The following is a 12,105-nucleotide window of genomic DNA, read 5'->3' as shown; positions in this document are numbered from 1 at the left end:
CCTACACGATCTGATAAGGAGAGAAAAAGGATGCGTGACACATTAAGTCAATCAAGTACAATGACGACTGGAAAGTGGCAAGAGGAACAGCAATACTGGTTAGGCAAATTACAAGGAAATGTAGTCGCGAGTGGATTCCCAGAGGATTTTACCAGAACACGCAAAGAGAGCACTAGGTCTGTATTTAAAGCGGTCTTCCCTGCCGAGCTGTCCGAAAAAGTAATAGTGATTAGCAATGGATCGGCGTTTGGTATGTATGTTTTGCTAGTTACGGGTGTGAAGCTGTTGCTTAGTCATTATACAGGGAGTGAGGATATTCTAGTCGGTATGCCCCCTTTTCAAATGAAAAGGAGTGAGGACACAGCCAACCATCTTCTTGCTCTGCGAACATTTGGAACGAAGAATGATAGCTTTGCCGAATGGGCGGGAAAAATCAAACAAACCGTCATGGAGGCAGATCAGCATCCCAATCTGTCTTTTGCAGAAGCTGTACGGATGCTACACCCAGAGATAAATGATCCATCACAGGTAAATATGCAGACGGTTGTTCTGCTCGATAGCGTTCATGACGTGGGAGATATCGATAACATAGAGAGTAAAACACTCTTCCTATTTCGAGCTGTGGGAAATAGCCTGGAAATAGAGCTGCATTACGATTCAGAATGTTATCAGGAGGAGACGATACAGCGCATTGTTCAACATACTCTGCGACTACTACAGCAAGCTTTGTCCAACCCGCAACAACCTAGTCGGGAGATCGAGTTCTTGTCTGAACAGGAAAAAAATCAGCTCATATTCGGCTTTAATCAGACACAGTCCGGTTATCCGCAGGACAAAACAATTGTACAACTATTCGAGGAGCAGGCAAAGAAGCATTCGGATCGAGAAGCCTTGGTATGTGATGATCAACGTATGACGTATGAAGAATTGAATAGACGTGCTAATCAAGTAGCAAGGTCACTTACAGAGCGTGGAATTGAACCTAACGATATCGTAGGGATCATGGTTGAGCGTTCCTTGGAGATGATTGTGGGAATACTTGGCATTGTAAAAGCAGGTGCAGCCTACCTTCCCATCGATCCAATTTATCCACAGGATCGAATCCATTATATGCTAGAAGATAGCGGGGCGAAGCTTCTGCTTACCGATAGACCTGAAGGAAAGGTTTCCACCTATCCGGGAACAATCATTCATTTACGTGATGAAAACCTAGAGAAGTATGCTAGTGAAAATCTGTCTGTCGAGATTTCACCGCAATCCTTAGCGTACATCATCTATACATCAGGGACGACTGGACATCCCAAGGGTGTCATGATTGAACACAGACATGTCGTGTGTTTATTCTTTCCAGACACCCCCTTATTTTCGTTTACCCATCAAGATGTTTGGACGCTGTTTCATTCCTTTAGCTTCGATTTTTCTGTATGGGAAATTTTCGGAGCCTTATTGTTTGGCGGAAAGCTGGTAGTGGTTCCTAAGCTGGTGGCACAAGATACCAAAGTCTTCTTACAATTACTACAGAGTGAGCAAGTAACGGTACTCAATCAAACACCTACCGCATTTTATCAGCTCATAAATGAAGAGGTAAAATCCGCTGATCAAAATCTGAATATGAGGTACGTCATTTTTGGCGGTGAAGCCTTAACACCAAGACAGCTACAGCCATGGAAAGCAAAATATCCTCAGACCAAACTGATCAATATGTATGGCATAACCGAAATCACGGTCCATGCTACCTTCCGTGAGCTGATAGAAGAGGATTTTCATCAGCACGCAAGCAACATTGGAAAGCCGATTCCGACGCTGTCTATCTATGTTTTGGATCAGGAGAAAAAGCTGTTACCAATCGGGGTCCCAGGCGAGATGTATGTATCGGGAGTAGGCGTAGCGAGGGGCTATCTAAACAGACAGGAGCTAACGCAGGAACGCTTTATCGACAACCCTTATATCGCTGGAGAACGTATGTATAAGACAGGGGACTTGGCTAGATGGCTGGCAGACGGCACCCTCGAATATATGGGACGACTAGACCACCAAGTGAAAATTAGAGGTCATCGCATTGAATTGAGTGAGATTGAAGAGCAGTTACTGTTACGTAGCTTTGTGCAGGAAGCAATAGTTATAGCTAGACAAAACAAGGATGGAATCAATGAGCTATGCGCCTATTTGGTGGCTACAGAAGACATAGGAAACATAGATGTAAGAAAAGCCCTTTCTGTTTCTTTGCCTGACTATATGCTCCCTACGTACGTGATACAGATAGAGAAAATGCCGCTAACCCCTAATGGAAAAATCGATCGAAAAGCCCTGCCAAAGCCAGAGAACAGCCTGCGCTCAAAGCAAGAGTATGTGGCGCCCAGAACATCCCTTGAGGCCAGTCTAGTGAGCATCTGGGAGGATGTTCTGGAAATAAAACCGATCGGAATTAAGGACAATTTCTTCGAGCTGGGTGGATACTCACTAAAAATGCTGAAGATGATTAATCTAGTGGCACAAGAATTAAACGTAGAGATTCCCTTAAAATTACTGTATGAAAACCCAACGATAGAATATATGGCAGAACGGGCCTTTGCTTTTTATATGGAGGAGAGTAACAACCATATGACGCTATTAAACCGAGCTGGCGATATCAAAGTGATTTGTTTTCCTCCGATAAATGGTTTTATCTTTATCTATAAACGAATTGCGGAATTATTAGATCAGGAAGCTACGTTTTATGGATTTGAATATTTGGAAGAGGAAAATCGCATAGAGCAATATACTCAACAGATTTTAGATGAAGAGCCAGAAGGACCCTACATTTTTCTAGGTTATTCAGCTGGTGGAAATCTAGCATTCGAAGTGGCAAAAGCAATGGAAGAGAAGGGACACACTGTATCTGACATCATTATGTTTGACACCTACATGAAAACAGAGCAGATGAAAATGACTCCAGAGGAGCTAGAAGATGAGATTGAGCGCTTCTTGCAACTAGAAAATATCAGAGAAATCTTAGACTTTAGCCATGGTGATGAGGTTGTGAAAGAGCGGATTCTGAAGAAAACCAGAGCGTATGTTGCTTACTTCCTTCAGTTGGCTCATGTGGGTCAAGTACATGCTTCCATTCACTTTGTACAAGCAGAACCAGATGAGGCCAATATTGCGCAACCCGCCGATTTGCAAATGTGGGGTACATTTACAAAAGGAACCTATAGAGAATATCAAGGTGCAGGCATGCATTACAGTATGTTTAATGGTCATTTTTTACAAAGGAATGCCAAAATGGTTCAACGTATTTTACAGCATATTAAAAAGGAAGGATAGATAACTATGGCTCAGATCGTACCTGTGTTGAAACAAAGCAAATCGGATCGCATCATTTCATTTCGTTCACCGACAGCAAAGGACGCTTCGATCATTCGGAAGCATTACGAGCGAGTATTTCACGATAATTCCTTCATGCTCACTTCTGGAGAAGAATTTATCGCAAATGATGAGCAAGTCGCAGCCGGTATTGATACCTTTTGGAATGATCCCAATAAAGTGGCGTTTATCGCGGAATACGAGAATGAATTAATCGGAATTATGACCGTTACGCCAAGAGAAACAAAGAGAGTACAGCATGTAGGTATGATCGCTTTAACAATTAAAGAAGAGTGGCGCGGTCAAAGAATGGGAAGTCTCTTTTTTGAAGTCATGCTAGAGTGGGCAGAGGCACATCCTATCATTGAGAAGCTATCAGGCGAGGCATTTGCTCATAATGAAAGGTCCCTTCGCTTATTGAAGAGCTTTGGGTTTGTAGAAGAGGGAAGGAAGATCGGAGAGGTCAAATATCCTGACGGTACATATGTAGACACTATTTTTATCGCTAAATCGGTAAAGGGCAACTAGAGAGAAAGGTCTTCTGGGAATACAAAGACTAGTTGCATCATCGAAAAATCCTGCTACAATGATGCATGAACGTTTTTGTTATAGGATGTGAAGTGTTGCATGGATTTTTTACAGCAGAAAGTATTACCAGCAGTCAGACAGATGAAGGATTTCGAGGCATTGCTTAAAAGTCGTTTTGAATATTTAGTCTTGTTGGATAGCCATGTGGGGCAATTAAAGCATATTGTCCAAATGTCGAAAAAGCATAATAAAAAAATGCTTGTGCATGCTGATCTCATTAATGGATTACGAAATGATGAATATGCAACCGAATTTTTATGTCAAGAAATTCGACCAGCAGGTGTAATTTCCACGCGGAAAAGTGCCGTACTAACCGCAAAGAAAAATAAAGTCTTAGCGATTCAACGATTATTTCTGCTTGACACTACGGCGCTTGAAACCAGCTACCGTCTTTTAGAACTAACGCAGCCAGATTATATCGAGGTATTACCAGGAATTATGCCGCATATTATTGCCGAAGTATATGAGCGTGTGAAGATTCCTGTGCTTGCAGGTGGTTTAATCAGAACTGTGGAGGATGCCGAGTGTGCCTTTAGTGGTGGGGCTGTTGCGGTAACAACATCACGTAAAGAGATTTGGCGCCATTATGAGAATAAATAAAACCTTTTTGATTTCCTGACAATTCATTGTTGACAGAATTATCTTTTGTTTGCTTAAATGGGATATAAAGTTAATCAGGTGACGGAGAATCGGAGACCCACAGAGGCTTCCCTATGGTATTATAGGGATTGTTTCCTGTGGTTTTTTTTGTTGTCAGTCAAAGCATAGAGGGGGATACAGAAGATGTCACCATTTGTAGGTGAATTGGTTGGTACCATGCTTCTCATTATATTGGGGGGCGGCGTAGTAGGAGGGGTTGTCCTTCATAAATCAAAAGCGCAGAATTCAGGGTGGATTGTCATCACGATTGGCTGGGGGTTGGCCGTTACCATGGGAGCTTATGCTGTGGGCGGGATAAGTGGCGCTCATCTAAATCCAGCCCTTACGATTGCGTTAGCTACCATCGATAGGTTTGCTTGGGCGGACGTACCGTTGTATATCGTGGCACAGATGTTGGGAGCTTTTTTAGGCGCCGTAATTGTTTGGCTGCACTATCTGCCTCACTGGAAACAAACAGAGGATAAAGGGGCTAAATTGGGTGTTTTTGCAACTGATCCTGCCATTCCAAATACGCTAGGTAATCTTTTAAGTGAAATTATTGGTACTTTTATTCTGGTTTTTGGTATTCTCGCGATTGGAGCGAATAAATTTGTAGATGGATTAAATCCGTTTGTCGTAGGACTTTTAATCATTAGCATTGGGGTATCCCTAGGTGGCACGACAGGATATGCGATTAATCCGGCAAGAGATTTAGGACCACGTCTCGCCCACTTTCTGCTCCCGATCGCTGGAAAAGGAACTTCCAACTGGGGCTATGCTTGGATTCCGGTTGTGGGACCAATTGTGGGAGGAGTTTTGGCAGCGCTTTTTTATAAAATCGTATTTCTTGCTTAGACTAGAGAGAAAATACTGAATAACAGGGAAAAGGGATGAGTGATATATGGAGAAAAAATATATTTTGTCATTAGATCAAGGCACATCCAGTACTCGTGCCATTCTTTTTAATAAGCAAGGGCAGATTGTTGCCATGGCACAGCGGGAATTTCCACAGTATTTTCCACAGCCAGGATGGGTAGAGCATAATGGATTTGAAATATGGGGTTCTATTTTAGCTGTGATTGCAGAGGTTCTGTCCACATCCAATATTAGCCCAAAGGAAGTAGCGGCGATTGGCATCACGAATCAGCGTGAAACCACGATCGTTTGGGATAAACACACAGGCAAACCAGTATATAACGCGATTGTTTGGCAATCCCGTCAAACATCCGAGATATGTGATGAGTTAAAGGCCCAGGGCTATTCCGATCTAGTGCAGGAAAAAACCGGATTAGTGATCGATGCTTACTTCTCTGGTACCAAATTAAAATGGATTTTGGATCATGTAGAAGGTGCACGTGAGAAGGCGGAGAAGGGTGACCTGCTGTTTGGAACCATTGATACATGGTTGATCTGGCGTTTGTCAGGTGGGGAGAGTCATGTGACGGATTATTCGAACGCTTCACGAACTCTTCTATATAATATTTATGAGCAAAAATGGGATGCTGAGTTATTAGCCATACTGGATATTCCTAAATGTATGCTACCTGAGGTTCGACCATCATCAGAGGTGTATGCGCTTACAGCATCGTATCATTTCTTTGGCGAACAGGTACCTATTGCTGGTGCGGCAGGAGATCAGCAAGCGGCTTTATTTGGGCAGGCATGCTACGAGATGGGTATGGCAAAAAATACCTATGGAACAGGCTGCTTCATGCTGATGAACACGGGAGAAAAGGCAGTTAAATCGGAAAGTGGATTACTAACGACGCTCGCATGGGGCATCGATGGTAAAGTGGAATATGCGTTAGAGGGCAGTATTTTTGTTGCTGGTTCAGCTATCCAATGGCTACGTGATGGGCTTCGAATGTTAAAATCGGCGGCTGAAAGTGAACAATATGCACAACGAGTGGAATCGACTGAAGGGGTATATATGGTTCCAGCCTTTGTTGGACTCGGTACGCCATATTGGAAGAGTGACGTGCGAGGAGCTATATTTGGATTGACACGTGGGACAGAAAAAGAGCATTTTATCCGTGCGATTCTTGAGTCGCTTGCGTACCAGACAAAAGACGTCCTTTCTGCAATGGAAGCGGATTCAGGAATTGTTTTAAAAGCCTTGCGTGTAGATGGTGGTGCAGTAAGAAATAATTTCCTGATGCAGTTCCAAAGCGATATTCTTGGTGTTTCAGTTGAGCGTCCTACCAATAGCGAAACAACAGCATTAGGTGCGGCTTACCTAGCTGGTCTAGCAGTTGGATTCTGGGAAAGTCGTGAGGAGATTGCCTCTGTTTGGCAGATTGATAAGCGCTTTGAGGTACAGATGGGGGCAGAGGAAAGAAGTAAATTATATAGTGGATGGAAAAAAGCAGTAGAAGCAACAATGGGCTTCCAAGTACCGACTGTCGGTTGAAGCTACCAGTAAACTACGCTATACTTTTGTTATCAAATAGACAAGTTAATATCGGTCGGAGAATGGGAGTAGACCACAGCAGATCCTTATGAATGAGAAGGATCTTGTTGTGGTCTTTTTTTATTCACCTGACGAAGAATTGTGTTCGTTATTATGTACAGGAGAGTGAGTGAGATGACAAAGCCATTTTCAAGCTTATATCGCGGACAATTATTGCGTGATATGGAGATACAGGAATATGATCTATTGGTGATCGGAGGCGGAATCACTGGGGCGGGAATAGCACTGGATGCACAAGTACGTGGGATAAATACGGCTTTGATTGACATGCAGGATTTTGCTGCCGGGACCTCTAGTCGCTCGACAAAACTAGTGCATGGAGGTTTGCGCTATTTAAAACAGCTGGAATTTAAGCTGGTTGCGGAGGTAGGACGGGAACGGGCCATCGTCTATGAAAATGCTCCCCATGTCACTACGCCAGAGTGGATGCTTCTTCCTATGATAGAAGGAGGAACGTATGGTAAATTTGCTACTTCGATAGGCTTACGAGTGTATGACGCATTAGCCGGGGTTAAGAAAAATGAGCGTCGTATCATGCTGAACAAGGAGCAAACGCTAGCAAAAGAGCCGCTATTGGCCAAGGAAAAGCTAAAAGGTGGCGGTTATTACGTAGAATATCGGACAGATGATGCTCGACTCACGATGGAAGTGATGAAGGAAGCGGTGCGACGGGGAGCAACAGCTATCAATTATGTAAAAGCAGAGGATTTGTTGTATGAGCATGGCAAGGTAGTAGGGGTCGTAGCTATTGACCAAATCAGTGGCGGAAAAATTACGATCCGTGCCAAGAAAATCATTAATGCGGCAGGTCCATGGGTTGATACCATTCGAGAAATCGATGGCTCTAAAAAAGGCAAGAGACTACATGTCACCAAAGGTGTTCATATCGTGATTGACAAAAACAGATTTCCGTTAAAACAATCGATTTATTTTGATACACCGGATGGACGCATGGTGTTTGCTATTCCACGAGATAATAAGACGTACGTAGGAACAACGGATACGAACTATCAGGGGGACATTGCTAACCCCAAAATGACTGTAGAGGATCGAGACTACATTCTTCGTGCGGCTAATTTTATGTTCCCATCGCTTGAATTGACAGGAGAAGACGTAGAATCAAGCTGGGCAGGCTTACGTCCGTTAATACACGAGGATGGCAAATCCCCATCTGAGCTTTCGCGTAAGGATGAGATTTTTATGTCCGAATCAAATCTTTTAACAATTGCAGGCGGGAAGCTGACTGGGTACCGCAAAATGGCTGAGAGAATTGTTGATCTACTAGTCGAGCAATTCAAAACAGAAGGTCAAGGGAATTATCCATGTTGTACAACTGATCAAATCCGTTTATCTGGCGGTGATGTAGGCGGAGCCGACAAGTTTGAGTTATTTAAGAAGGACAAGATAAAGGAAGGCATCTCGATCGGTCTATCCGAACAGGAAGCGGAGCAATTAGTTGCTCGATATGGGTCAAATGTATCTCGCATTTTCTCACGAATAAGTGAACATGAGGCAGAAAGAGCGGAATCCGGATTGCCTACACATGTTTTTGGACCCCTTATGTATGCGATAGAAGAAGAGATGACAACGACTCCAGAGGATTTCTTTATTCGTCGCACAGGAGACCTCTATTTTAATATACAGGGGGTTCGAGATTGGAAGGAGCCCGTTATCGCCTATATGGCCCAAAAGCTGGGGTGGAGCAGAGAAGAAGTGAGTAATCATCAGAAACGTCTAGAGCAGTTCATACATGATGCCGTTATTCCGATCAGAGAATGATAGAAAGCTCTGTTGTAAGCAAAGAGCTTGGGCAGCAAACGATTCCTTTTTTTGTTATCTAAGGGATTCAGGGTATTTCGAATTACAAAAGGACACCCAAGAATTATCAAAAATTTTTCTACGTACTTTTTGCCTTTTAGAGAAAAATGGACGGAAATCTCACCGTTTCGAAAAGAAAACGGTCTTTGATATTTCAATATTTTAAAATACCTATTCAATAGGTTTATTTGATCGTGCCCAATTTTAGTGAATTCTATAGAAAATCAATGAGAACGCACCACCATAATACTTTTTAGTATGCTTAGCTTGATGGCGATGGGGTAACGCTAATAAAACGTGAATTTCGTACGCTAAGCAAAATCTATAAAGAAAATCCGATTTCCTGTACGTTAGGGAATCGGATTTTTGCTACTGATTTGTTTAAATCACACTTTATTAAGTACCTTTCTTGTATAAGTTAACTATCTTTTTCTTATAAGGAAGCAAATCTTTAAAAATCAATACACCTATTAGCAACATACCTATACCAACTAATTTGTTCATTTGAAAAGGTACTTTCTCTAATCCAAATAATCCAAAAGTATCTATACATAATGCAATTACTAATTGAGTTATAAGACTAATTAATACAGTATAAGCTGGTCCTAATAGCCTAACAGCTCTTATAATACAAATGACTAGACCGATACCAAACATGCCACTTACATAATATAGATTATTTGTGGTGTGATAATTAATGATAAAACTTCTTTCTGTAATAACATGGAATACAAATGAGCTAATAAGTCCCAAGCCAAGCACACATGAAGTTGTTAACCAATGACCTACATTTTCATTTGCCTTTGCATTAAAAACAGATTGCAAACTAATTAACGCCCCTGCTAAGATAGCAAAAATTAATCCTATCATGGTTTTTATTCCTTTCTAATTATTCATAGATATTATTCTTAGCAATTTCTTTCATTCTAAAGAAATCTTTAATTAAAATCGTTCCATTCTTCTTTTCAATCAGATTGTTTTTATAAAACTTTTGTAATACTCGAATTACATGTCTGTAACTTACTCCTATAAAATCTGCAATACTCGATACAGATGTAGAATTCATATCTTCTTTGTATACTTTTCCAGCACTATCCGTTGATATGGAAAGTAAATAACTAGCTACACGCACTTCCACAGAATAGAGTAAATTAAGCGCAGTAAAACTAGTCGATATTTTTAAAGTGTTTGCTATGTTCTCAAGCAAAAAGCTCATAAATATAGGATCATGTGACATGTTTTTTCTAATAATCTCAAAAGGAATAGAAATTGTTCTTACATCGGAACATGCTTCAACGGCATTATGTGTTTTACTATTTTGTATTAATTCAATATCACCGATAATTGCTAAAGGATTTATAAAGCGTAAGATAAGTTTCTTACCTTCTGGTGTAATCGTATAAACTTTCACTTTTCCTTTTACCACAAAATATAAACGATTAATCTCATCATCTTTATCACAAATGGCAGTACCTTTTTTGAAATGATTTACCTGAAAATGGTCTATATTCATTTTTGAAAAAACATCAAAGATATTATAGGCTTTCAAATAATGAATAATTAAGCCCGATTTATTATCCATTTTCAACACCTCTTTCACTTCTACATATTAAACACAAGAATACCTAAAATCATGATTATTGTTCCCACAATATGATGATTTTTCATTTGTATCTTTTTAACATCAAACAAACCATTAATTTCAATTAAAGTAGCAGTTAATAATTGAGCAACCATAAGTGTTCCAGCCGTTAATGTAATCCCCATGGCATAAATGGAAGAAGTCTCAGCGAAAATAATAATAGCTCCAAATGCGCCAGATGTTAAATATACTTTTTTAACACTTTTTAAATCTACTAAGGCTCCTTCTTTCCTTATAAAAAACACTGAAATTGCAATAAGAAAACCAATTAAATGTGTCATAACACTTGTCGACCATATACCGATATCAGAACTGAGTTTTGCATTAAAAGTACCTTGAAGTGTAATTAATGCTCCTCCAATAATTGCAAACAAAACGCCCTTCAAAAAATCACCACCATTTCCTTTATCCATAACGTAATTAAAAGCTAAAATGCTCCTATGAAAAAGGACAATTGTCACATTGTTATTAAAAATTGATATTCCCAAAGTATCCCTTGAAACCCATAATCGTTTCCGTTCTCTAATAGGGGTCACCATACATGGCATCGAGCTAAAGCGAAATTGTATCCATAAAACGAAAAAAACGCTATTCTCTTTGTAGAAAAATACAGAAAGGATGGCGTTTTTGTATGAATATTTCGATTCAAGATGAATTTCATTTGATTGTTGAAGAACTACAGCGATATCTATCTCCACATATTCTTCAACAACTCGCACAGGGGACAGGTTTTGTAAAACGTAAAAGTAAGTATGGCGCACGAGATTTGGCTGCCTTATGTATCTGGATCAATCCACATGTAGCAAGTAGTTCCCTTACTCGATTATGTAGTCAGCTTTATGCAAATACAGCTACACTCATGAGCCCAGAAGGACTTAATCAACGTTTTAACCAATATGCTGTTTTATTTCTACAACGTATATTTTCCCTTTTAGTCAAAAGCCAACTAAACGATTCATCTTAAATCCCAAACCAATACACTTCTTATTTTGAACGTATACGTATTTTAGATGCTACTATTTTCAAGTACCCAATCATTTAGCTTCTATTTATCCTGGTTCTGGTGGTTGTGCACAAACAGCAGGTATTAAAATTCAACTACAGTATGATTTACATAGTGGAAAATTCCTCAATTTTCAAATGGAGCCAAGTAAAAATAATGATAAAACCTTTGGTACAGATTGTTTAGATACCTTACGCCCAGGAGATTTATGTATTCGAGATTTAGGATACTTTTCTCTAAAAGATTTAGACCAGATGGATCAACAAGGGGAAAACATACAAATGTCCGATCTATTTGCACAAGGTGTAAATTTCAAGGAGATTATTAACAAGGAGATTCAAAAACACATCAAGAAGAATGAGAATGCCGAATTCTTCACCTTTACCTCTATCTCAGATACGCAAGGATTTCTGGTCAAGGATGGAAACCTTGTAATTAAGTTCGTCCAGTACGAAATTGGCCCACGTTCTCCTTTTGTTAACTAAAGAAATATATGCTTGTAGGGGGCGTCTACTCTGTAGATACAGCGGAGTGTTATTGCTACCTTTTCAAAACGTAATCTTATTGACTAGAATAGACTTTCTATTGCTGTATGAGGAGGAA

Annotated in this window: 9 protein-coding genes and 1 pseudogene; 7 read left to right on the top strand and 3 right to left on the bottom strand. The window is 40.4% G+C overall.

What is annotated here, in order from left to right; all coding sequences use genetic code 11:
- Positions 1-30: 30 nt before the first annotated feature.
- The 6 genes from ACQV1I_RS19360 (at position 31) to ACQV1I_RS19335 (ending at position 8,818) form a co-directional block, all read left to right on the top strand.
- Positions 31-3,303: a non-ribosomal peptide synthetase gene (locus ACQV1I_RS19360; protein WP_116334156.1), complete on the top strand. Its 3,273-nt coding sequence runs from the start codon at positions 31-33 to the stop codon at positions 3,301-3,303.
- Positions 3,304-3,309: 6 nt separating this feature from the next.
- On the top strand, positions 3,310-3,870 hold the full coding sequence (locus ACQV1I_RS19355) for a GNAT family N-acetyltransferase (RefSeq protein WP_116334155.1): 561 nt from the start codon (positions 3,310-3,312) through the stop codon (positions 3,868-3,870).
- A gap of 99 nt (positions 3,871-3,969) precedes the next feature.
- Positions 3,970-4,530: a glycerol-3-phosphate responsive antiterminator gene (locus ACQV1I_RS19350; protein ID WP_116334154.1), complete on the top strand. Its 561-nt coding sequence runs from the start codon at positions 3,970-3,972 to the stop codon at positions 4,528-4,530.
- Positions 4,531-4,713: 183 nt separating this feature from the next.
- The gene (locus ACQV1I_RS19345) at positions 4,714-5,424 is read left to right on the top strand and encodes an MIP/aquaporin family protein (RefSeq protein ID WP_104032269.1); all 711 of its coding nucleotides are present in this window, start codon (positions 4,714-4,716) and stop codon (positions 5,422-5,424) included.
- 46 nt (positions 5,425-5,470) lie between these two features.
- Positions 5,471-6,979, top strand: a complete 1,509-nt coding sequence (gene glpK / locus ACQV1I_RS19340; RefSeq protein WP_116334153.1) for a glycerol kinase GlpK — start codon at positions 5,471-5,473, stop codon at positions 6,977-6,979.
- A 174-nt stretch (positions 6,980-7,153) separates the two neighbouring features.
- Positions 7,154-8,818 (top strand): glycerol-3-phosphate dehydrogenase/oxidase, encoded by a 1,665-nt coding sequence (locus ACQV1I_RS19335; protein WP_116334152.1) that lies wholly within the window; start codon positions 7,154-7,156, stop codon positions 8,816-8,818.
- Between the two features lie 435 nt (positions 8,819-9,253).
- On the opposite strand, the gene ACQV1I_RS19330 is transcribed toward ACQV1I_RS19335, so the two are convergent.
- The 3 genes from ACQV1I_RS19330 to ACQV1I_RS19320 are packed head-to-tail and all read right to left on the bottom strand — an operon-like array spanning position 9,254 to position 10,885.
- Positions 9,254-9,727, bottom strand: a complete 474-nt coding sequence (locus ACQV1I_RS19330) for a DMT family transporter (protein WP_116334150.1) — start codon at positions 9,725-9,727, stop codon at positions 9,254-9,256.
- 19 nt (positions 9,728-9,746) lie between these two features.
- Positions 9,747-10,439, bottom strand: coding sequence for a Crp/Fnr family transcriptional regulator (locus tag ACQV1I_RS19325; protein WP_116334149.1), 693 nt, complete (start codon positions 10,437-10,439; stop codon positions 9,747-9,749).
- A gap of 20 nt (positions 10,440-10,459) precedes the next feature.
- Positions 10,460-10,885, bottom strand: a complete 426-nt coding sequence (locus tag ACQV1I_RS19320) for a DMT family transporter (RefSeq protein ID WP_116334271.1) — start codon at positions 10,883-10,885, stop codon at positions 10,460-10,462.
- Between the two features lie 245 nt (positions 10,886-11,130).
- Here ACQV1I_RS19320 and ACQV1I_RS19315 point away from each other — a divergent pair.
- Positions 11,131-11,951, top strand: a pseudogene (locus tag ACQV1I_RS19315) (IS4 family transposase); the annotation flags it as partial.
- Between the last annotated feature and the right edge of the window lie 154 nt (positions 11,952-12,105).

The sequence above is a fragment of the Brevibacillus sp. JB24b genome, from assembly GCF_051713385.1.
Taxonomy (GTDB): domain Bacteria; phylum Bacillota; class Bacilli; order Brevibacillales; family Brevibacillaceae; genus Brevibacillus_B; species Brevibacillus_B laterosporus.
The sequence above is the reverse complement of the archived record's forward strand: the minus strand, read 5'-3'. Positions and strand labels throughout refer to the sequence as shown.